The following is a 20,956-nucleotide window of genomic DNA, read 5'->3' on the forward strand; positions in this document are numbered from 1 at the left end:
CCACGCCTCTTAAACGCAGCAGCATGGGGCGGTTTGGAGCCTGCCCCTGCAGGCCGGCTCCGGGAGGCCAAACTCCCATCCTCGATACAGTTGCGTCAGTGTTCATAGAGAACGTTTGACTCGTGGCACAAGTAGACGAAGTCTTCTCCGCAGGAGTACGTGCCCTGCGCCATTCGGTGATTCAGCGCAAGATCAGCCATGGCGTCCAATCCCGCCAGGGTGCGATCTGCCGCAGCAGGCTGCTCACGGTCACCACCAGCCTGCGGCAACAGGGCCGTGAGATCTGGCAGTTCCTGGAGCAGGCCTTGATCGCCCATCATCGCGGCGGCAAGATGCCATCGCTGTTGCCGAATCCCTGAATCGGCTGTCATCGATCGTGGTGTTTGTGGCCGCTCGTTGATCAGTGATCAGGGGTGGACTGCTGCGCTGCGGCGTCACGGCCCCTAAACGGGTACCACATCTTTTTGCTGGCAGACTACAACAGCTGGATGAATGCCAAGGTCTTTGAGGCTGCAGAAGCGCTGAAAGCCGCAGAGCTTAATACCAACAGAGGAGCCTTCTTGGGCTCCATTCATCGAATTCCCGCGCAGCCTTCCTACCGCATGTTCTGATGGCTCCGATCAGTGCCTGAAATCCTTGTGCCGCACGGCCGCCAAAAATGCGTGCAAGCTGGCCGGATCCTTGAAGCCATCGGATCCCTTGACACCGCTATTCACATCCACACCGAAGGGCTGAACCTGCTCGATCGCCTGGCCCACGTTCGAGGCATCGAGGCCGCCGGCCAGGATGAGCGGCACCGGCAAGCTCGCCCGGATGCGGGCCGTGAGATGCCAGTCATGCGTCAGACCAGTGCCTCCCACCTGGCCGGTGCGGGGATTGGCGCTATCCGCCAGCAGGGCATCCACGCAGGGCGCGAAGGCTGCCGCGGCCTCAAGCGCCTCGGGACCCTGGATGTGAATGGCCTTGAGCAGCGTCAGGCCGTCGATGCGGCGGCGCAGCTCGCGCAGCCCCTGCGGCGACATCGCGCCATGCACCTGCACAACCCGCGCTCCGGTCTGCTCGATCAGCTCGATCAGGGCGGCGGGATCCTCCAGGTGTGACACCAACACCCCACTCACGAACGGGGGCAGGGCAGCGAGGATCTGCGCCGCCAGATCCGCCGCGATGAAATCACTGCTGGCGTGCTTCTGACCCACCAGCACGCCCACCGCATTGGCGCCGCCGTGCACCGCCAGCAGGGCATCGCTGAGGCGGCGGATGCCGCAGATCTTCACGCGCGTCATGGATCAGGACCAGACAGGGCTCAGGGCAGGGTCTCGAGCAGGCGCACCACCAGGTAGAGCCTGGCCGGCAGGCTCTCCAGATCGGCCCACTCCTTGGGGGAGTGCAGCCCGCCGCCGATCACACCCAGCCCTTCGAGCACGGCGGGCCTGGGGTTGCCAGGTTGGAAGGCATGGCCGGCATCGGTGCCGAATCCCATCGCCACCGCCTCCAGGGGGCGATCGAGTTCCCCAGCGATCGTCTGGGCCTGGCGCACCAGCTGCTCCGTGGCAGGGTTGCGGGGAAACGGGGGCCGCTGCAGCTGCACGGCCAGCGTCGCCGTGGTGTCTGGAACCAGAGGCGTCTGGATGATCCGGTTGATCTCCGCTTGCACCCGCGCAGGTTCCGCGGGATCACTGAAGCGCAGGTCGGCAGTGGCGCTCGCCTGGTCGGGGATCACGTTGGGGCGCTCGCCGGCGCGGATGCGGGTCCAGTGGACCGTGGTGCCCTTGGCTGAATCGCCCAGGGTCTGCAGAGCCAGGATCTGGTGGGCCAGCTCCACGGCGGCATTGCGGCCACTCTCGGGTGCAGCGCCGGCATGGGCCGCGCGGCCCTGCACCGCCAGAGTCAGGTAGGCAATGCCCTTGGTGGCCTCGATCACCGCATCCATGGGGCTGGGCTCGAACGACAGCACCACATCCTGTTGGCGGGCCAGGCGGGCGATCAGATCCGCCGATCCCCGCGAGCCGATCTCCTCGTCGGGGTTGAACAGCACCGTGATCGTGGCGAAATCGCGGACGTTCCGTTCGGCCGCCAGCTCCAGGGCCTGCAGGATGATCACGGCCCCGCCCTTGGCATCTACCACACCGGGGCCGTAAGCGCGATTCCCCTCCAGCCGAAAGGGGCGCCGGCTCGCCTCCCCCTCCGGGAACACGGTGTCGTAGTGGACCATCAGCAGGATCCGGCGGCTGCCGGTGCCTCGGATGCGGCCCACCACGATGTCTCCCACGGACGGCTTGGCCGGCAGACGCTCCACCTCCGCACCGAGGCGGCGCAGTCGGTTCGCCAGCAGGGTCGCCACCCGATCAAGCCCGTCCTGCTGGCCGCTGCCGCTGTCGATCGCCACCAGGCTGCGCAGATCCTCAAGGAAGGCCTGGGTTCGTGCCTCGGTGCTTCGAACCATGGCCTGATCGGCCGAGGTCGCCGGGGAGGCCCCGCTGTGGGGTGCGGGCGCCTTGATCTGGCTGAAGGCCGGCAGGGGCAGAAGCAGCGTCACCAACCCGGCCAGAACGGCCAGGGCCCCGAGAGTCCTGCTCCGGCAGGAGCTGCTGCTCCGCCTGTGTTCATCAACCCTGTAGGGGGCGGGTGCTTGGGCCATCACTGTCAACAAAGGAGTTGTCATCCGCCTGGCGGCAAGCTCACCCAACAGAGCCAGATGCTCAGGCCACTGATCAACACCATGGCCAGGGGCCAGATGTCATCGAGGCGATGCAGCCGCTGCTGCAGGATCTCCTTGCCTTCCCCATCGGGCATGGCCTCCATGTCGGCGTAGCGGCGGCCGATCCAGATCACCAGCACAAAGGCCATCAGAGTGATCACGTAGGCCACGACGTACACCTGGTCAAGAAAGGTGAGGAACGGCAGCTGGGGCAACTCCGCGCGGTAGGTCTGCTGCAGAAACACCAGGGTCAGCAGCACCGTGACCGGGATACTGGCGCGGGCATCCTGTTCATCGGGCCGCACTTTGAATACAAGGAGCACCATCACCATAAGCACCGCCAGGGGCAACAGCAGGCGCCAGAAGGCGGCCCAGGCGGAGATGCCGAAGGAGATGTCGAACACCACCTGGCTGTAATCATTCTCGGCACCGCCCAGGCCGAAGTTGGTGGCGTAGTGGTGCCGGTATTCCGCGATCGACCAGCCCCGGTTGAGCCAGCCGATGATGCCGGCATAGAGCCCCATCCCACTGTTCTGAAGATCCGGTTCGAGCCGGAGGCTGGTGTAGTCGAGGCCGCCATCAACATCCTCGACCTCCAGCACCAGGGGCAGACTCACGGTCATGAACGGAAAGTGGCGGAAGCTGGCACGGTCGATGTAAAAGCGCCCGAGGTAGTTGAACAACTGGTAAAAGCTGCCATCAGCAAGGCGTACCGGACGTTCGACCAGGGGACGCAGCACCGGATCGGCATTGGACAGCAGGCCGTTGAGCAGGGTGAAGCGGCGGTCGATGCTGGTGTTCTGCGCATCGAAATAGCGCTGTAACGGCTCGTCCCAGCGCAGCCACACGTAGCCATTGGACGAATAGCTGGGGATGTTCAGTTCGAGGTCGTAGGTGCTGTTGGCATACACCCCCACCTGCACATGGTTCGCGGCCCGTTCCAGAGCCACCTGGTCCTCGCGGGCTTCCGTCGCGTTCAACCGCTCACCGCGCAGGGAAGTCCACCCAGCCTTGGCCAGCAGGGCCGGATCGGTGCTGAGGGCCCGGGAGGCCGAGGACAGCCGCAGCGAATCACGGTTGCGCACCTGGGCGACATCGATCCGCATCAGGCCCAGAATCACCAGGGCGATGGCGAGAACAACGGACCCAATGGCCAGACCATTCCAACGCTTTCGCCGTCGACCGAGTGCCCTGCCTTCGGAACCTCGCGGTTCTGGACCTCGCAGTTCTGGACCTGGCGGTTCCGGAAGATCGGACTCGGGCAAGGGCTCATCGGAGTGCATTGGCGCCTTCCCACCACGCCTGACCCTAGGGATGACCGGCAGCACTGCCGGCAAGGCAGCCCTGGCCCTGCTCGTCCTTCCCCTGGCTGCCCTGCTGCCGAACTTGCTGCGCCTGCCCTCGATGGCGACCGCAGTGCCAGCAACAATCTCCGGTGCTTCGGGATCGGCAGCAAGCGGACCGGAGCTGGTGCTGGGTCAGTCAGCGCCCTTCAGTGGACCCTCAGCCCAGCTGGGCCAGGAGTACCGGCTCGGCGCCCAGGCCTGGTTCGCGGAGGTCAACCGCCGCGGTGGGATCCATGGACGCCGGATCCGCCTGGTGAGCCACGACGACCGCTACGAACCGGAACTGACCCGCCGCAACACCGACAGGCTGATCCAGCAGGACAAGGTCCTGGCCCTGTTCGGCTACGTCGGCACCCCCACCGTGAAGGCCGTGTTGCCGATGCTGGAGCGCGACCACATCCCCCTGGTCGCCCCCCTGACCGGGGCGATGCTGCTGCGGGAGCCTCGGCAGCCGCTGGTGTTCAACCTGCGGGCCAGCTACCAGGCAGAACTCGACCTGATCGTCGATGCCCTGGTACGGGCCGGCCGGCACCGGATCGCCGTGCTGCACCAGAACGATGCCTTCGGCGACGACGGACTGGCCGCCACGCGGCGGGCCCTGCAGCGCCATGGACTCCAGCCGCTGGCCACGGCCGGCGTGGAGCGCAACTCCAGCGCCACCAAGGCAGCGGCCCGCATCCTGCAGGCGGCCAATCCCAGCGGGGTGGTGATCATCAGCTCCTACCCCGGTGCGGCGGCCATCAGCCGCGACCTGTTGAACCTGGGCAGCAAGGCGCAGCTGATGACGGTCTCCTTCGTGGGCACCCGGGCCCTGCAGCAGGCCCTGCCCGATGGCCAGTCCAGTGGAATCGGCATCAGCCAGGTGGTGCCCTTCCCCTGGAACCGCCGAATCCCGGTGGTGGCGGAGTACCAGAGGCTGATGCAGCGGCAGGCCACCGAGCCCCAATACGGCTTCACGAGCCTGGAGGGGTTCCTCGCCGCCCGCCTGATCAGCGAAGGTCTGCAGCGGGCCGGGCCCAACCCGAGTCGCAAGGGGCTGGCCCAGGCCCTGGAATCGATGGGGCGCGTGGACCTGGGCGGCTTTTCCCTGGAACTGAGCCCCACCGATCGGCAAGCCAGCGACTTCGTGGAGCTGACCTACCTGGGCTCCCAGACGTGGGAGCCCTGATCTAAGGAGGTGTGAGGTCGTCAGGGTCGGGGTGTCACCGCCCGTCCCAAGACCTAACCCCTCATGCATCGCCACCCCAATGCTCGACTCACACCCTTGAGCCGAGAACGCGGCTGATCCGCCGACAACTCAATAAGGGTTGCCCCTGAAGACCCATGCAGGTGAGGCTGGTATCAGTCTGCGTACGGCTTACAAGTGGCTGGTGCGGTTCCGTCACGGTGGTTCAGCGGCACTGGTGGCATCAGCGCTGCACCCTTCGTCGAATCGCCAAAGCCGTCTCGATGCCGCTCGTCACCGTTGTGGCGGCCTACAACAAGAGCAAGGCCCCCTTCAACTGGATCGCGACGGGGAATCTATCCTGGAGAAGCTCAAGCGACTTTGCTCACAAATCTCTGGGACGGGACACTAAATGCCTGTTTTTATTTGCGCCGATTGACAACAAGGATGGTGATATCATCGGACCGCTCAGCTCCATCAACAAAAGCATGAACGTCGTCTAGTATTTTTGCGGCTATTTCATTTGCTGTCTCACATGTGTGACCATTGATAAGATTCAGAAGTCTTTCATCTCCATATAACTCACTGAGTTGGTTCATGGCCTCCGTAACCCCGTCAGAATAGAGAATCAGTGTCTCACCTTGATCGAGTATAATGGATAAAGGACTGAAGAAAGCGTTGTCGAAAACGCCGAGAGGCTGCCCTCCAGGTGGCTGGTACGAGGCAAAACCAGCAGAATTAACAGCTATTGGCTGGCTGTGACCTCCTTGAGCATATGACACAAGGCCTGTCTGGGGGTCATAGATGCCGAGGATAATAGTAACGAAGAGATAAGCAGCATTCTGGTTGACAAGTTCTTGATTAACTAATTTCAGGATCTCTGCAGGATCAGAGGTGGTCTTTGAGATACCGCGGATCAAGGTCTTTGTTACAGCCATAAAAAGGCCAGCTGCTACACCCTTCCCTGAAACATCGCCAACAAGGAAAAAGATGCGTCCGTCAGCTGACTCGAAGAAGTCATAGAGATCGCCACTCACTTCAAGTGCTGGCTTGATTGTGGCAAAGAGATCCAAGTCACCCGGCCTCCTACAGATGGGAAAGTTGGTAGGCAGAAGTCCCTCCTGTAGTTCCCTTGCTAAATCAAGATCTCTTTGAACCAAGGCGCGATCAAGTGCCGCTTGATGTGACTGAATACGGACGAGGGCAGACGAGACCATAAGTGCAAAGTACTCAATAAGAAGTTCATCACGATCGGAGAATGAAGCACGACCAACTGGATTTAGAAATTCAATTGCCCCTATACAGTTATCACCATCTAGCAAGGGAGCCGCAATTAAAGCACGAGTTGTCCAACCCGTTTTCTCATCGGCCCCGCCAAAGAATCTACTGTCTTTTGACACATCATCAACACGTACTATCGTTTTGTCTGTCATCGCGCTTCCAACAACACCTTGCCCCTCAGGAATCCTGAACGAACTCATCTTGGCGGCCGCACCTCCCTGCGCGGAGTGAATCATCAGGTCTCCGGTTACCGGCTCTGGTAGAAATATCGAACAAGCTTCACAGTTCATCCATGGTCTACTTTCAACCAGAATACGCTGTAGCAGTCCATCTAGATTCGGTTCCCTTACGATTTGACCAGCGAGCGCAAAAAGCAAGGCAAAGTCACTTGCAGAGGGATGGTTGAGCTTGCTCATCAGTCAAGATGGAATGATTAAAGAAATGTTAGCGTTAAGTGCGAAGATTCAACATTAAAGCTACCGCCCACAGCGGCTTGTGGAATATATGTAGCACTTGGCCAAACGCAAGGTTATAAAGACGTTTGCATTTGCAGTAATCAATGACCGCGTGGCAAGCCACCTCAAACAGTCCCAGAACAGGCTGACCAGCAATGCATACATACCACAAAGAAGCCATGATTACCAGCCTGCGACGCTAGTGTGTGGTCCCGGAATAGCAACCAGAATAAGAAGTGTCTTTTGAGATGCTGCGTGGCGCTTGGTCGTCCGATGCCTCCACTGGTCTTCAGCGAGGACTAGGTTCAACAGTTGCAGGCCCTCCTCGCTGCCGCATTCGATCGTGCAGCGCGCCCAGATCGTCTTGGCCTGCGGATCCGGCGAAACCAACACCGCTATCGCCAAGCGCATGGGGCTGGCAGGGATGACAGTCGGCAAGTGGCGCAAGCGTGATCGGGAGCTGGGCCGCTGGAAGGGCTGCATGACGAGCTCCGTCCCGGCCGGCCTCGCACCTATGAGGGCGACAAGGTGACCGTGGTGATCAACCGGGTACTGAGACCCTAACAGTGCCCCGGTGGCTGCAGATCTTCTCAGGGCAGCCGCACTGGCAGAAGCACTACTGAGGTGGGTGCTGAACGCTGAACTAAATGGTGAGAAAGCACAGCTACTCCGCCACAGACCAGACGGTGATCTGATCCACCAGCCGTTCCATCGCCCGTTGCCGGGCAGGATCGTCGGCCCAGGCGCCCAGCAGTTGCTTGCGCAGGCCGCCGCTGGCGGGGGTGAGGTGGTCGCCGGGCAGCTCCAGCAGCTCGGAGGCATCCCCCGGCCGCGCCTGCAGCACCCCCAGCAAGCGGTTGCTCTGATCAATGCCGTCGCGGTTAAACCGGACCAGCAGGTTGCGCGGCTGGCGGTACGTGGCCCCAACCTGGAGCAGGGTTTCCTCCGGCGAGGGACTGAATTCACTGCGGAACTTGAATTGTTGCCCCAGTTCCGCCAGCAAAGGCACCGAACGCTCCGCCGAGAAGTTGTTGAAGCTCAGGGCCACCAGAGCGTCACAGCGACGGCCACCATCCGGGGCGAGCAGATGCAGCTTGCAGCCGAGGCTGTGACCCAGCCGCAGCAAGGGACTGGCAGCCGAACCCGGGGTAGAAGAAGCGGCTGCAGGGGTGTCATCGCCGCATCGGGCCTGACGGAATAACCGCCAGGCGGCACTGGCCTGAGCCTGATGGTCAAACCCCGGCACATAGCTCCAGGCATGCACACGCCAGTTGCGGGCTGCCAGGGCCTCGAGAAAGCGCCGATAGCTGAGCTGGGGGGTAGCCGCCAGATAACTGCCGCCGATGAACTCGATCAGCCCCCTGGGCCGACCGGCCGGCTCCAGCTGCCAGAGCTCTCCCTGCTGCTTCCATCGAGCCATCCCGGCTGCTCCTGTTGATGACCGACAACCCTTGCCTCAGGTGTCCTGAAGCTGGTGCAGCGCCTGGATCGCCTCACGCCGGTGGGCGGGCCCATCGAGAAGGTTGTTGAACACATGCCGCACCATGCCCTGCCCATCGATCACATAGGTGACGCGCCCCGGCAGGAGGCCCAGCACCCCCGGCACCCCGAAGGCCTTGCGCAGGCCATTGCCCCGATCCACCAACAGCGGATAGGGGAGCTGGTGGCGGGTGGCGAAGCGCTGATGGCTGGCGGTGTCATCGCCGCTGACGCCCCACACCTCAGCGCCGAGGCCCTGCAGGTCGGCGTAGCTGTCACGAAAGGCGCAGGCCTCCATGGTGCAGCCGGGGGTGTCGTCTTTCGGGTAAAAGAACAGCACCAGGGCCTTGCCGCCCAGCTGATCGCTGCGCCGCTCAACGCCGTTCTGATCAGGCAGGGCCACCAGGGGGGCCCGATCACCGGGGGCAAGTGGGCGTGCCAAGGGCCTGTGGAGAGAGTTCAAACCCTAGACAGGCTGGCCGGCCGGGCGCTGCGGATCCCACTGGTGCGATGCGTTGCTGCTGCGCAGAGCCCCGGGGGCTGAGAGCATGGGGCGGCAAGCAGGGCGGTGATGGCGTCGCACTCCAGTCAGTCGCACCCCGGTCAGTGGCACCAGAACGACCTGCTCAGCCTGCTGGGTGGGACTGGGGAGGCGGACGGTCCTGCTCCCGAGGCGACAGAGCCTGCGCCGGAGCCGCAGAACCCGGCGCCTACGCCAGCACCAATGCCGGTTGAGATCTCCAGAACCGTGGCCATCTCCAACACCGAGTCCCAGACCCCATCCACCACTGCGTCACAACCGGCTTCAGAACCCGCTTCGCAACCTGCTGAGCAACCTTTTGTGCAACCTGCCGCGCCGCTGGCTGCGTCACCTGAGGCGCCACCAGCGGTGCCTTCAGCAGCGCGATCAGCAATGCCGCAGCGCCTCCTGATCCTGGACACCGAAACCACGGCACTCTCCCCTGCCGATGGCAGCTGCATTGAGGTGGGGGCGGTGCTGTTCCATGTCCCCAGCCGCGCCGTGCTCAGCCAGGTGTCGTTCCTGCTGCCGTGCAACATCAATCCGGCAGAGCATGTGAACGGCATCGCCGCCGAGTGGACACGCCTGGAGCAGCCCTGGCAGGCCGGGCTGCAGTGCTTCCTGGCGATGGCCGCCGCCGCCGATGCGGTGCTGGCCCACAACGCGGCCTTCGATCGCCAGTGGTTCGGCCATGGGGAGCTGCCGGCCCTGGAGCAGCCCTGGATCTGTTCGATGGAAGACATTCGCTGGCCGGCCGAGAAGCACCTGCGCTCCAACCCCTCCGTGCGGGATCTGGCCCTGGCCTACGGGATCCCCGTCTGGGCTGCCCATCGCGCCCTCACCGACTGCATCTATCTGGCCCAGGTGTTCGAGCGCTGCAGCGATCTGGACACGCTGCTGGCCGCGGCCCAGGAACCGCGCCATCTCTACCGCGCCAACCTCAGCTATGCGGAACGCCACCGCGCCAAGGAGGCGGGTTTCCGCTGGAACGACCCCGTGCCAGGAGCCTGGAGCCGCCGGCTGAGCGAGTCCGAGGTGCAGGCCCTGGGCTTTCCCGTCCAGCAGGTGGAGCTCGAAGGCGAGGAGGGCCCGGCAGGCTCTGGAGCCATCGCCGGCAGCGGGCAGTCCACGCGGCGGAAGCTACCTCGCTCAGCCTGACTCGAGCAGCCGTCCAACTTCGAACTCCTGCGACTGAGTGGAAGACAAAACAGCCAGGACTCAACAGGCTGGAGAAGCCACGTGCCGGGCTGCAGTGATGACCAGCGGAATCGAGCCCAGCCCCCACTGGTCTCTGGTCGATGTGCCGCAGCAGCGCATCCGCCGGTGGAAGAACGTGCGCACCTGGGCGCGGCTGATCCGGGAAGCCGAAGCGCTCTGGCGCGTGGACGTGCGGGCCCTGCACCGGCTGGCGGCCCTCGAACTGGGCCAGCTGCTGCAGGAGGTGCCGCCGCGCCTGCGGCGACGTGTCAATCGTTGGCTGCGCAGGATGGGCGTGGTGACACGGCTGGGATGAGCCACCCAGGGCGATGACCGAACTTCTCGTGATCCAGCACCTCGAGCGGGAAGGGCCTGGCCGCTTCGCCGACGCTGCCCGCGCCCGGGGCTGGCAGGTGAGCGTCTGCCGGCCGGATCGGGGCGAGGCTCTGCCGGCAGCCACCACCTCGTCCTCCAACTCCGCCGCCACTGCCACTGCCACTGATCAGGTGCTGCTGGTGCTGGGAGGCCCGATGGGCGTGGCCGATCTCGGCAACGACGCCTTTCCCTGGCTGGAGGCGGAGCTGGAGCTGATTCGCCAGCGGGTGGAGGCGCAGCAGCCGGTGCTGGGAATCTGCCTGGGCGCCCAGTTGCTGGCGCGGGCCATGGGGGGCGATGCCCTGCCCCTGCAGATGGGGGAGCCGCCAAGGCCTCTGCGGGAAGTGGGCTGGGGCGCCGTGACCTTTACCGAGACGGCCAAGCAGGAACCGGTGCTGCAGGGGCTGGCTGCCAGTGAACTGGTGCTGCACTGGCACGGCGATCGGATTGCGTTGCCACAAGGCGCCACCCTGTTGGCATCCAGCCTTCACTGCGTCGAGCAGATGTTCCGGATCGGCCGGCACGCCTGGGGCCTGCAGTTTCATCTCGAGGTCACACCGGAGCTGCTGGAGCCCTGGCTGCTGGAGGATCAGGGCTATGTGATCGAAGCCCTCGGGGCAGATGGCGTCGAGCGCATCCGCCACGACGGGCGGCACTGGCAGGCCAGCACCGAGCTCAGCGCAACGCGGCTGATCGAGAACCTGCTGAGTGCCCTGGAGGCCTGCCTGGGGAGATGAGCCTCTATCCATCCAGGGCGCACTTGTCAACCAGAACCAGGCACTGAAGAGAAGCACTGGTAAGGGTAGGACAAGGGGAAGAAGCAAAAGGACGAGAAGGAATCGACTGGCTGCCAATGCAGCGTAAGAATTGAGATTGAGATTGAAAATGAGATTGAAATTGAGATCTCAGAGTTCAGAATTCAGGGTTCAGAGCCAGAGTTCTGACATTGCGGCACCTCGAAAAATTCGGGTTCCGCGCGGGCCGACCAACGAGACCCACTGCGGCAACGGAAGTGAATGGAGTCTAAGGCCACGCCAGGGCCAATTTTTCGAGGTGCCCATTGGCTGCCTGGACAGCGCAAGAGTTCAGAGTCAGAGTTTGGAGTTCTGAGCTCTGGACTCAGGGCTCAGGGCTCAGGGCTCAGGGCTCAGGGCTCAGGGTTCAGGGTTCAGGGTTCAGAATCAGAGATCTCAGATCTGACTCAAAACAGTAGGCATAAAGAAACCGCCCTTTTCAGGACGGTGTATGGGGTAAAAAAGCGGCTGAATAGAACCACTCAATTGATGCCGTTGATTGAATCGGAGCGGCGGGATTTGAACCCACGACCCCCACTACCCCAAAGTGGTGCGCTACCAAGCTGCGCTACGCCCCGGCGAATGAAAATTATCACAGCGTCTGCCGGCCCCGGCCCTGCTTCTGCCGGCGCTTCAGGCGACGCAGCAGCCGGGCCGTGAGCTTGTCGCGGCTCAGACCGGCGTAGCCGCACACCCGCAGCTGACGGGCCAGCAGGCGCAGCTGGGCCAGGGTCATGGTGGCGAGCCGCAACTCCGGCAACCGCTCCCAGGCCTGGCTGGTGACCGGCAGATCAGCGCCGCCGCGCCCCTCCCGGAATCCGACCAGGGCACTGCCAGCCATCCACTCAGGCACCAGCACGAACAGCACCGCCAGCAGGCCGTAAAGCTCCACCAGCCCACGGGGCAGGGGATGCAGTTGGCGGCGGCCGCCAGGGGGCCTGGAAGGGGTCACAACAGACCCCGCTCCGCTGCTCCAGACGGCGGGCGGCCGATGGGGGCAGATGGGGCGGAATCGCGCCACTGCATCGGGGGTTCTCCGCCGGGGTTGAGGCGCACGGTCCAGAACACCAGGGCGAAACAGAGGCCCACCGTGGCAATCAGGCCCACGATCACAATCCGATCGGGAAGCGGCGTCATACCTGTTCCGTGCGGATGCACTGCAACCGCATCGGCAGCTTCTCCAAGGTGAGCTCATCGCCGCGCAGGATCACCAGCATGCCGTCGTTGCGGTAGCGAATCCCGGGTTCGGTGGAATCCTCGCGGAACAGGGTGGAACGGAAGCGGCCGGCGATCAGAGAAGCCTGGGCGTCGTTGCGTTCCAGCACGAGCTGGGCTTTGTCAGCGCAGAGAAACTTCTCCTTGATGCCGTAGTCCTCCCACCAAGGGGAGGACATGGCGATCAGGGGTCCAAAAAGCAGGCCGAACAGGGGGACAGGCATCCTCCGCAGAGTTTTGGCTGGCTGATGAACAGCGTTCATAACCCAGCCACGGCACTCCGGCACCGGCCCGTGCGAAAAGCACCATAGCCAGGCCCTGCAGGGAATCCTCTGCGGCCGATCATGGCTTGAACCATGACCCCCGCCGGCTGCCGGTCACCTCAGCACGCAACTGGTCGAGTTCGGTCTGCATGCACCCCACCACCCGGTCGTAGCAGGCCTGCACGTAAGCGCGATCACGGCTGGCGGCATAGCCGCTGCGGGGCAGCTGAATCGGCTGGCAGACCCGCGTATGGATCGCCGTGGGCAGGGGGAGATTGGGCAGGGGACCCACCGCCAAGCCCCAGGGAAGCCCCAGGTAGAGCGGCATCACCTCCGGATCGAGGCCCAGCAGCCAGGGCATGCCGTGGTCATGCAGGCGCCGGGCGGCGGGGTAGCAGTCGTCGATCACATAGAGACTGTCATGGCTGCCCCAGGAGATCAGGGGCACCAACGGAAGGCCGTGCCAGATGGCCAGCCGCAGAAAACCGGTGCGGCCACCGAAGTGAATGCGACCCCGCAGCCGATGGGGCCGGAAGGCGTCCTGACCACCACCGGGGTAAACCAACAGGCTGTCGCCCTGCCGCAGCACCGCCAGGGCCTGGCGCGGATAGAAGGGAATCGCGCCCACCCGGGCCGCCAGATCCGCCAGAGACGGATAGGCCTGCCAAGCCTTGGCGTGGGTCAGCCCGTAGACCCGCCGGTCCGTGCCATAGCGGCGGAACCAGTCGTAGAGAAACATCGGCAGATCCGGTGTCGCCAGACCGCCGTTGTGGGAGCCCACGAACATCAGCTGGCCCGAGGCCGGCACGTGCTCCCAACCGCTGGTCTGCACCCGGAAGTAATACCGGTAGAACCAGCCCCACAGTGGCATCAGCCGCCGGATCAGATCGGGATCCCGCTGCCTGCCTGGATGGGGATCGGGATCGGGCGAGCGGTTCAGGGGACTGGCGACGACCGGAACTCAATGTATGGCCGCATCCAGCTGCAGCGTGAAGGACTCCAGCCCATGGGGCTCCAGCGAGAATGGCTCAGATCCGGTCCTCAGGCCTGCTGGGCCATCCAGGTGTGCACCGCCTCGACCGCCAGGCCCGGTGCTTCCCAGGGGATCACGTTGCGGCCTCCCAGCAGACGGGCGGAGGCTCTGGGCAGGCGGCCCGCATAGTCCGCCGCCTTGGTCTGGGGGCTGTCGCGTTTGCCACGGCGGCTGATGCCGGTGGCCTGATCGCCGAACAGGGCCAGCACCGGCACATCCAACTGGCAGAAGCGAGCGCTGTAATCGCGGCGCCAGAACCCGGCCAGAAACGAGAACACCGCATGGCGACTGGCCAGATCGCGGGACCCGTCCCGCAGCATCGACAGCCACTCGGCATCCACATCCGCAGCGCGGGCGAACAATTCCTTTTCCGAGAAGGAGCGCAGGAACCGTTCGCTGCGGGCGTAGCGGTAGAAGAGGTCGCCCAAGGGGGTGTGAAAGAAGCCACGCCAGAGGGCGTTGGCCAGCCGCTCATCAGCCGGCCCCGTCATCACCTTCCAGGACGGCGGGCCGAACAGCACCAGGCCACGAATCGCCTGCGGCCGCAGGGCCTGCAATTCCAGGGCCACCGGCAGGGACGCGCCCTGCACCAGCAGCCACACCGGCCGGCGCACCCGCTGATCGAGCAGCACCGCAAGCTGGGCCGCCCAGTGCTCGGGGCGCAGGATCCGATCCGGCATGGCGGAACGGCCGCAACCGATCAGATCGGGATGGATCAGAGATTGCGGCAGGTCGCGGGCAATCCATTCGCGGCTGAACCGCTGCCAGAAGGCCCCGGACAGCCCCACACCGATCGGGTGAAGGGTGAGGATCGGATCGGCGCGTTCTGCCTCCAGATCGCCCTCCACCCGGCAGAAACAGGCCTGGCGCTCCCAGTCGTAGGCAAAGGTGGAGCGGGGCACGGGGCGAAAAGAGCGACCTTACGAGGACTGGATTACGAGGCCTGGATCGGTGCGTTGTCGCTGCGCAGCACACAGTGGGCGATGCTCCAGTCGTATTGCTTCCAGACCGCATCTCCAAGCCGGTAGGCGGCGGCGGGGAAGGCACCGAGGCGCACACCCGTGGGCTGGGCGGAGCAGTAGGGCCGGCTGCCGGGCTTGGCCAGGTACTGCTGGTGGTAGGCCTCGGCGTAGAAGAAGGGCCGATCTGCCGCGATCTCGGTGGTGATCGTGCCCAGACCAGCCTGCTGCAGTTGCTCCTGATAGGCGGTACCACTGGCCCGGGCCAGGCTCAGCAGGGCCGGATCGTTGGCATAGATGGCGGAGCGGTACTGGCTACCGCGATCGTTGCCCTGGCGGTTGCCCTGGGTGGGGTCGTGGCACTCCCAGAACAGCTTGAACACATCGCTGGCATCCACCACCGCCGTGTCCCACACCACCCGCACCACCTCGGCGTGGCCGCTGCGGCCGGAGCAGACCTGGTCGTAGCTGGGATGGGGCGGGTCACCGCCGGCATAGCCCACCGCCGTGGTGACGACCCCGGGCAGGCGCCAGAAGCCCTTCTCGGCGCCCCAGAAGCAACCGCAACCGAACAGGGCCTCGGCCTGCCCCTCCACCAGCGGCGCCGCCAGGGGCGTTTTCAGCACGGCGTGCAGAACGTCGCCTGCAGGGGTGAGATCACGGGTCGACGAGCCGGAGGGGGAGGTGGCAAAGAGCCCGAACACAGAGATTTAGAAAAGAGTGGAGGCGAGCCTAGGAAGGGCCACCGCCACTCGCGCTGGGCTCCAGGGCGATGTGGTTCAGCAGGGTGGTGGTGAAGGCGAACAACAGGAACGGCAGCGACAGCACCAGGATCACGCCCACTCCCACCAGGGCGAAGATCGGCTTGCTGGCTCCCATCAGCGCCATGCCAGCCGCCAGGCTGGCGAAGATCACCAGCATCCAGATCAGGATCTGGCCGTAGATGTCACCGAAGGTGAGCGTGCAGCGCAGGTTGTAGCCCTTGGAGGGATCCATGTGGACGGGGTCCCGGCAGAGAAGATGGGTGCTCTCACCTAAGCGGGCCAGAGCGGAGTTGTCCGCACCCCTCAACATCACTTCAGGCGCGGGGTCCAGCCAAAAGGTTCTCCAGCGGCAGGGCTGTCCAGCAAGGGTGGGGTTCAGGCCTCCACCACCTGCAGCCGCTCCTCGGCCTGCTGACGCTCCCAGAGGCGCCGATAGGTGCCGCTCTGGCTGATCAGATCGCGGTGGTGCCCCTGTTGCACCAGGCGGCCATCCTCCAGCACCAGCACGCGGTCGCAGGCGGCGGCGGCCGAGAGCTGGTGGCTCACCATCAGGATCGTGCGGCCCTGCTGCTGGCGCACCGAGGCCAGGATTTCAGCGGCGGTGGTGTTGTCCACACTGGCAAGAGCATCGTCGAGCACCAGCAGGGGCGCCTCCACCAGCAGGGCCCGGCCCAGGGCGGCGCGCTGGCGCTGACCCCCGCTGAGCGTGATGCCCCGCTCACCCACCAGGGTGGCGTAGCCATCAGGGAAGCCCTTCACATCGCCTTCGAGGCGGGCCTGCCGGGCCGCCTGCTCGACCCGCTGCAGCGGTGCCTCCGGGACTCCGTAGCGGATGTTGTCGGCCAGGGTGGCGGTGAACAGATAGCCCTCCTGGGGCACCACCGCCACCCGCTCACGCAGATCCGGCAGCGACAGATCGGTCACGTCGACGCCATCGAGGAACAGCTGACCGGACTCCACGGTCACCATCCGCCCCAGGGCCCGCACCAGGGTGGTCTTGCCGCAGCCCACCGGCCCCACCACCGCCACCAGCTCGCCGGGCTCGAGCCGGAAGCACACATCCACCAGGGCCGGTCGGGGAGCATCGGGGTACCGCACACAGAGGCCGCGGGCCTCCAGCGCCCCCCGGGACGGCTGGGTCGCGGGCACCGGCTGCACGGGCGACACGATCTGCGGCTGACGCTGCAGCAGCTCTTCCACCCGCTCCAGGCTCACCTGACCCGTCTGGAAGGTGTTGAGCGTGAAGCCGAGCAGGGCGGTGGGGAACACCAGCCGCTCCACAAAGAGGATCAGGGCCACCAGATCGCCGATCGTGAGCCGACCGCTCTCCAGCTGGCCGCTGCCCAGGGCCAGCAGCAGCAGCAGGCTGATCGAGGAAATGCCCTCCAGCAGGGGGAACAGGGTGCTGCGGGTCCGGGCCAGCCCCAGGGCGGCATCGCGATAGACGCGGTTACGGGCCGCGAAGGCCCCCTGCTCGGTGCGCTCCTGGCCGTAGATCTTGATGGCGCTGATGCCGGAGAGGTCTTCCTGGATCAGGTCGCTGAGGCCCGCCAGGCTTTCCTGCTGGCGGCGCTGCTGGCGCATCATGCGGCCACCGAACAGGCGCACCACCATCAGCATCAGCGGATACAACCCCACCGCCGCCAGGCTGAGCCAGGGGTCGATCATCAGCATCGCCGGCAGGGTCAGGGCATAGGCGAGGGCCGTGTTGGTGAGGCTGAGCACGGCGAAGCCCAGCAGCCGGCGCACGTTCTCGACATCGCTGGTGGCGCGGCTGATCAGATCACCGCTGCCGGTGGCTTGCACCCAGCCCGGTTCCTGGCGCAGCAAGTGGCTGAAGATGCGCTCCTTGAGGGTCGCCTCCACCTGGCGGCCCACGCCGAACACCAGCATCCGTGACCACAGCCGAGCCGCCCCCATCACGGTGGCCAGCGCCAGGATCAGCGCCGCCTGGCGCAGCACGTCCTGCATGGAGAAGCCATCCTGCAGATCGTCGATCACCCCTCGCACCAGCAGGGGAATCGACACGCTCAACAGGTTCACCACCACCAGCGCAGCCGCCCCGAGCAGCACCGTGCGGCGATGCGGGCGCAGATAGCGAAGGATCAGGGCGAGCCGTGGGGCGCTCATGGCAGGGCCGTGCGGCAAAGCGAAGGTCCAACTTACGGAGGGTGCTCCAGCGCCGCGTCGGCGCCATGCCCCAGGCTGGAACGCTGCCCTGCCCGCGCAGCCCATGGCCTCCGATTCGACGGCCCCCAACCAGAACGAGCAGAGCCATCCGCTCCACGCCAGCGACCGTGACACGGTCGACCGCCTGCTCGCCGCCGCCACGCCCACCGACGCGGATCTGGTCGATGCGGCCCGCCTGCTGATGCGCTACCAGGGCTTCCCCGGCGCCCGCGATGTGCAGGACGATCTGGAGAAGGTGCTGCGCCTCTGGGGGCTGGAGCGGCAGGCGTTGCATCAGCGCAGCCGCGCCATCTGGGCGGCGGGCTTCCGGCCTGGAGCCGCCGCCGCCGCCAACGAACCGGTGGGGTCGGGCTTCGATACGGCCGATCAGGAGACCTGACGGCCCCGATCTCTAGCCTGCCGTCAGCTGTAGCCCTCCGATGGCCCATCCCCTGTCGCCGCCGGCGCTGCTGGAGCAGTTGCTGCAGGGGCGCGACCTCAGCGGCGAGCAGGCCAGCGCCCTGATGCGGGCCTGGCTGGAGGAACAGCTGGAGCCGGTGCAGACCGGGGCCCTGCTGGCCAGCCTGCGGGCCAAGGGCGTCAGCGGCGAGGAACTGGCCGCCCTGGCGATGGTGCTACGCCAGGCCTGTCCGTTGCCCGGGCCCCGGCCGCCCCTGTTCCTGGTGGATACCTGCGGCACCGGTGGGGATGGGGCTGACAGCTTCAACATCTCCACCGCCGTGGCCTTCGTGGCGGCCGCTGCCGGCGCCCACGTGGCCAAGCACGGCAACCGCAGTGCCAGCGGGCGGGTGGGCTCGGCCGACGTGCTCGAAGCCCTCGGCCTGCGGCTGCAGGCTCCCCAGCCCCAGGTGGTGGCGGCCCTGGAAGAAACGGGGCTCACCTTCCTGTTCGCGCCGGGCTGGCATCCGGCCCTGGTGGGACTGGCCCCCCTGCGGCGCAGCCTCGGAGTGCGCACCGTGTTCAACCTGCTCGGACCGCTGGTGAACCCGCTGCGGCCCGATGCCCAGGTGCTCGGCGTGGCCCGTGCCGATCTGCTGGATCCGATGGCCGAGGCCCTGCAACGCCTCGGCCTGGGGCGGGCCGTGGTGGTGTACGGCCATGGCGGCCTCGATGAGGCCTCCCTGTCGGGCCCCAATGCGCTGCGGTTGCTGGAGAACGGCACGCTTCGCCAGGAGACGCTCGACCCCGCCGAGCTTGGCCTTAGCCCGGCCCCACTGGCGGCCCTGGCCGGCGGTGATGTCGCCACCAATGCGGCGATCCTCGAAGCCGTGCTGCAGGGCCGCGGCACCACCGCCCAGCGCGATGTGGTGGCCCTCAACGCCGCCCTGGTGCTCTGGGCCGCCGGCCGGGCAGCCTCGATCCCGACGGGTCTCGAGCAGGCACTGGGGGTGCTGAACGGCGACGGGGCCTGGCAGCGTCTGCTGGCCCTGCGGCACCAGCTGGCCGAAGCCTGAGGCTTGGCAGCGAACACTCCCCGCCAGGGTCTTCAGGGATGATCGAGACGATGTCGCACCTGAGCGCCGTGCCTGAGCCCACCTCCGCCGCCCTGCTGGTGCTCGCCGATGGCACCCTGCTGCGCGGCACGGCCTTCGGGGCGATCGGCACCGCCCTGGGTGAGGTGGTGTTCAACACCGGCATGAGCGGGTACCAGGAAGTGATGACCGACCCGAGCTACACGGGGCAACTGGTCACCTTCACCTATCCGGAGCTGGGCAACACCGGAGTCAACGCCGCCGATCAGGAGGCGGAAGCGCCCCACGTGCGTGGCGTGATCGCCCGCCAGCTGTCACCGGTGGCCAGCAGCTGGCGGTCCGAGTGCGATCTCGATGGCTGGCTGCAGCAGCATGGGGTCGTGGGCATCCGCGGCATCGACACCCGTGCTCTGGTGCGCCATCTGCGCGAGGGCGGCGCCATCAACGGGGCGATCAGCAGCGACGGCACCACCCCCCAGGCCCTGCTGGATCAGGTGCGTGAGGCCCCGGCGATGACTGGCCTGAACCTGGCCGAACAGGTGAGCACCCGCCAGCCCTACGACTGGGATCGTCCCTGCGCGGCCGGCTTCGATACGCGCCTGCAGCCGGGGCCGGAGCAGCCCTTCCGGGTGGTGGCGATCGATTTCGGCATCAAGCGGGCCATCCTCGATCGGCTCGTGGCCCACGGCTGCACGGTCACGGTGCTGCCATCCGATGCCAGCCTGAAGCAGGTGCTGGCGCTGCAGCCGGAGGGGGTGTTCCTCTCCAACGGCCCCGGCGATCCGTCGGCGGTGAGCAGCGGCATCCGGCTGGCCGAGGGTCTGCTGGAGCAGCCCGATCTGCCGGTGTTCGGCATCTGCCTCGGTCACCAGATCCTCGGCCTTGCCCTGGGCGGCCGCACCTTCAAGCTCGGTTACGGCCACCGCGGCCTCAACCATCCCTGCGGCTCACCGGGTTCGGTGGAGATCACCAGCCAGAACCATGGCTTCGCGATCGATGCCACCTCCCTGCCCGAAGAGCGGGTGGCGGTGACCCATCTCAACCTCAACGACGGCACGGTGGCGGCCCTGGCCCTGCGGCACCAACCGGTGTTCGGTGTGCAGTACCACCCGGAAGCCAGCCCCGGCCCCCACGACGCCGATCACCATTTCGGCCGCTTCGCGGCGCTGATGGCGGAGCGGCGTCTGGAGAGGGCGCACTGAAATGGCTGCGACCAGCCTGTCTCATCTGCAGTCTGTGTCAGCTCCAGGACGTTTGCGGCGATATCCCTACACTGCGCGCATTCGTCCTGTGACGGGAGCTGGAGCGATCAACGACCTGCAACGACTCACGGTGTCCCTGCGCGGCGGTTGCGAGCGTCGCAGCGATTGTCTGCTGTTTCATTTCACCGGCCAGCTTGACGCCTATTCGGACAAGCAGTTCAACGAATTCGTTGGTGCCCAGCGCACCGGCGCGGCCCTGCCTGTGGTGATCGACCTCAGCCGGATCGATTTCATCGATTCCTCCGGTCTCGGCGCCCTGGTACAGCTCGCCAAGCAGTGCACCACCGATGGCACCGGCTTCGTGGTGGTGGGCAATGCCCGCGTGGTGCAGACCGTGAAGCTGGTGCGGCTCGAAGCCTTCCTCCACCTGCAGCCTGACCTGCCCACGGCCCTGGCCAGCCTTGCCACCGCCTGAGACGGCAGCCAGGGCCAGCTCAGCAGCGGCTTCCTCCACAGCCTGGCTGGCGGCCATTCCTGCCCTGCCACCA

At 65.7% G+C, this 20,956-nt stretch carries 25 protein-coding genes and 1 tRNA gene; 11 read left to right on the forward strand and 15 right to left on the reverse strand.

What is annotated here, in order from left to right; translation table 11 throughout:
• Nucleotides 1-122 precede the first annotated feature (122 nt).
• On the forward strand, nt 123-359 hold the full coding sequence (locus KQ310_RS12990; protein ID WP_259722153.1) for a hypothetical protein: 237 nt from the start codon (nt 123-125) through the stop codon (nt 357-359).
• A gap of 261 nt (nt 360-620) precedes the next feature.
• Here KQ310_RS12990 and KQ310_RS12995 read toward each other — a convergent pair whose 3' ends face one another.
• The 3 genes from KQ310_RS12995 to KQ310_RS13005 form a co-directional block, all read right to left on the reverse strand.
• A complete protein-coding gene (locus KQ310_RS12995) occupies nt 621-1,283 on the reverse strand; it encodes a phosphoribosylanthranilate isomerase (RefSeq protein WP_259722154.1) in 663 nt (220 codons plus the stop codon).
• A gap of 20 nt (nt 1,284-1,303) precedes the next feature.
• On the reverse strand, nt 1,304-2,536 hold the full coding sequence (locus KQ310_RS13000) for a glutamate carboxypeptidase (protein WP_259722230.1): 1,233 nt from the start codon (nt 2,534-2,536) through the stop codon (nt 1,304-1,306).
• A 122-nt stretch (nt 2,537-2,658) separates the two neighbouring features.
• Nucleotides 2,659-3,819, reverse strand: coding sequence for a hypothetical protein (locus KQ310_RS13005; RefSeq protein ID WP_259722155.1), 1,161 nt, complete (start codon nt 3,817-3,819; stop codon nt 2,659-2,661).
• 193 nt (nt 3,820-4,012) lie between these two features.
• Here KQ310_RS13005 and KQ310_RS13010 point away from each other — a divergent pair, with 193 nt between their 5' ends.
• Both KQ310_RS13010 and KQ310_RS13015 read left to right on the forward strand, forming a co-directional pair.
• Nucleotides 4,013-5,212: an ABC transporter substrate-binding protein gene (locus KQ310_RS13010; protein WP_259722156.1), complete on the forward strand. Its 1,200-nt coding sequence runs from the start codon at nt 4,013-4,015 to the stop codon at nt 5,210-5,212.
• A gap of 202 nt (nt 5,213-5,414) precedes the next feature.
• A complete protein-coding gene (locus KQ310_RS13015; protein ID WP_399238356.1) occupies nt 5,415-5,621 on the forward strand; it encodes a hypothetical protein in 207 nt (68 codons plus the stop codon).
• A 10-nt stretch (nt 5,622-5,631) separates the two neighbouring features.
• Here KQ310_RS13015 and KQ310_RS13020 read toward each other — a convergent pair whose 3' ends face one another.
• Nucleotides 5,632-6,906, reverse strand: a complete 1,275-nt coding sequence (locus KQ310_RS13020; protein WP_259722158.1) for a PP2C family protein-serine/threonine phosphatase — start codon at nt 6,904-6,906, stop codon at nt 5,632-5,634.
• A gap of 382 nt (nt 6,907-7,288) precedes the next feature.
• Here KQ310_RS13020 and KQ310_RS16055 point away from each other — a divergent pair, with 382 nt between their 5' ends.
• Nucleotides 7,289-7,477, forward strand: coding sequence for a helix-turn-helix domain-containing protein (locus KQ310_RS16055; RefSeq protein WP_399238327.1), 189 nt, complete (start codon nt 7,289-7,291; stop codon nt 7,475-7,477).
• A gap of 132 nt (nt 7,478-7,609) precedes the next feature.
• Here KQ310_RS16055 and KQ310_RS13025 read toward each other — a convergent pair whose 3' ends face one another.
• Both KQ310_RS13025 and KQ310_RS13030 read right to left on the reverse strand, forming a co-directional pair.
• The gene (locus KQ310_RS13025; RefSeq protein WP_259722159.1) at nt 7,610-8,365 is read right to left on the reverse strand and encodes a DUF1350 family protein; all 756 of its coding nucleotides are present in this window, start codon (nt 8,363-8,365) and stop codon (nt 7,610-7,612) included.
• A gap of 36 nt (nt 8,366-8,401) precedes the next feature.
• The gene (locus KQ310_RS13030; protein ID WP_259722160.1) at nt 8,402-8,866 is read right to left on the reverse strand and encodes a peroxiredoxin; all 465 of its coding nucleotides are present in this window, start codon (nt 8,864-8,866) and stop codon (nt 8,402-8,404) included.
• A 471-nt stretch (nt 8,867-9,337) separates the two neighbouring features.
• Between KQ310_RS13030 and KQ310_RS13035 the strand changes: the two genes are divergently transcribed.
• The 3 genes from KQ310_RS13035 to KQ310_RS13045 all read left to right on the forward strand — a co-directional run bounded on the left by KQ310_RS13035 (nt 9,338) and on the right by KQ310_RS13045 (nt 11,253).
• Nucleotides 9,338-10,102 (forward strand): 3'-5' exonuclease, encoded by a 765-nt coding sequence (locus KQ310_RS13035; protein WP_399238330.1) that lies wholly within the window; start codon nt 9,338-9,340, stop codon nt 10,100-10,102.
• Between the two features lie 97 nt (nt 10,103-10,199).
• Nucleotides 10,200-10,457, forward strand: a complete 258-nt coding sequence (locus tag KQ310_RS13040; protein ID WP_259722162.1) for a hypothetical protein — start codon at nt 10,200-10,202, stop codon at nt 10,455-10,457.
• A 13-nt stretch (nt 10,458-10,470) separates the two neighbouring features.
• On the forward strand, nt 10,471-11,253 hold the full coding sequence (locus KQ310_RS13045) for a type 1 glutamine amidotransferase (protein ID WP_259722163.1): 783 nt from the start codon (nt 10,471-10,473) through the stop codon (nt 11,251-11,253).
• Nucleotides 11,254-11,814: 561 nt separating this feature from the next.
• Here the strand turns inward: KQ310_RS13045 and KQ310_RS13050 are convergent.
• From KQ310_RS13050 to KQ310_RS13090, 9 genes are all read right to left on the reverse strand, one after another.
• Nucleotides 11,815-11,888 (reverse strand) — tRNA-Pro (locus KQ310_RS13050).
• Between the two features lie 14 nt (nt 11,889-11,902).
• Complete coding sequence (locus tag KQ310_RS13055; protein ID WP_259722164.1) at nt 11,903-12,262, reverse strand: hypothetical protein; 360 nt, start codon at nt 12,260-12,262, stop codon at nt 11,903-11,905.
• The gene (locus tag KQ310_RS13060; protein ID WP_259722165.1) at nt 12,259-12,447 is read right to left on the reverse strand and encodes a hypothetical protein; all 189 of its coding nucleotides are present in this window, start codon (nt 12,445-12,447) and stop codon (nt 12,259-12,261) included. The genes KQ310_RS13055 and KQ310_RS13060 overlap by 4 nt, the downstream gene beginning before the upstream one ends.
• Nucleotides 12,444-12,704, reverse strand: coding sequence for a hypothetical protein (locus tag KQ310_RS13065; protein ID WP_259722166.1), 261 nt, complete (start codon nt 12,702-12,704; stop codon nt 12,444-12,446). The genes KQ310_RS13060 and KQ310_RS13065 overlap by 4 nt, the downstream gene beginning before the upstream one ends.
• A gap of 163 nt (nt 12,705-12,867) precedes the next feature.
• A complete protein-coding gene (locus tag KQ310_RS13070) occupies nt 12,868-13,659 on the reverse strand; it encodes a lysophospholipid acyltransferase family protein (RefSeq protein ID WP_259722167.1) in 792 nt (263 codons plus the stop codon).
• A gap of 170 nt (nt 13,660-13,829) precedes the next feature.
• Nucleotides 13,830-14,723 carry an alpha/beta fold hydrolase gene (locus tag KQ310_RS13075; protein ID WP_259722168.1) on the reverse strand — a complete coding sequence of 298 codons (894 nt, stop codon included), beginning with the start codon at nt 14,721-14,723 and terminating at the stop codon, nt 13,830-13,832.
• A 32-nt stretch (nt 14,724-14,755) separates the two neighbouring features.
• On the reverse strand, nt 14,756-15,484 hold the full coding sequence (gene msrA, locus KQ310_RS13080) for a peptide-methionine (S)-S-oxide reductase MsrA (protein ID WP_399238334.1): 729 nt from the start codon (nt 15,482-15,484) through the stop codon (nt 14,756-14,758).
• A 28-nt stretch (nt 15,485-15,512) separates the two neighbouring features.
• Nucleotides 15,513-15,776, reverse strand: coding sequence for a hypothetical protein (locus KQ310_RS13085; RefSeq protein ID WP_259722169.1), 264 nt, complete (start codon nt 15,774-15,776; stop codon nt 15,513-15,515).
• Nucleotides 15,777-15,919: 143 nt separating this feature from the next.
• Nucleotides 15,920-17,674, reverse strand: coding sequence for an ABC transporter ATP-binding protein (locus KQ310_RS13090; RefSeq protein ID WP_259722170.1), 1,755 nt, complete (start codon nt 17,672-17,674; stop codon nt 15,920-15,922).
• A gap of 103 nt (nt 17,675-17,777) precedes the next feature.
• On the opposite strand from KQ310_RS13090, the gene KQ310_RS13095 reads away from it, so the two are divergent.
• The 4 genes from KQ310_RS13095 to KQ310_RS13110 all read left to right on the forward strand — a co-directional run bounded on the left by KQ310_RS13095 (nt 17,778) and on the right by KQ310_RS13110 (nt 20,883).
• The gene (locus KQ310_RS13095) at nt 17,778-18,113 is read left to right on the forward strand and encodes a DUF3288 family protein (RefSeq protein ID WP_259722171.1); all 336 of its coding nucleotides are present in this window, start codon (nt 17,778-17,780) and stop codon (nt 18,111-18,113) included.
• Nucleotides 18,114-18,153: 40 nt separating this feature from the next.
• The gene (trpD, locus tag KQ310_RS13100; protein WP_259722172.1) at nt 18,154-19,188 is read left to right on the forward strand and encodes an anthranilate phosphoribosyltransferase; all 1,035 of its coding nucleotides are present in this window, start codon (nt 18,154-18,156) and stop codon (nt 19,186-19,188) included.
• Between the two features lie 38 nt (nt 19,189-19,226).
• Nucleotides 19,227-20,408, forward strand: coding sequence for a glutamine-hydrolyzing carbamoyl-phosphate synthase small subunit (gene carA, locus KQ310_RS13105; protein ID WP_259722173.1), 1,182 nt, complete (start codon nt 19,227-19,229; stop codon nt 20,406-20,408).
• An 88-nt stretch (nt 20,409-20,496) separates the two neighbouring features.
• Complete coding sequence (locus tag KQ310_RS13110; protein WP_259722174.1) at nt 20,497-20,883, forward strand: STAS domain-containing protein; 387 nt, start codon at nt 20,497-20,499, stop codon at nt 20,881-20,883.
• Nucleotides 20,884-20,956 lie beyond the last annotated feature (73 nt).

The sequence above is a fragment of the Synechococcus sp. CS-1328 genome (assembly GCF_025128095.1).
In the GTDB taxonomy this organism is placed as follows: domain Bacteria; phylum Cyanobacteriota; class Cyanobacteriia; order PCC-6307; family Cyanobiaceae; genus CBW1002.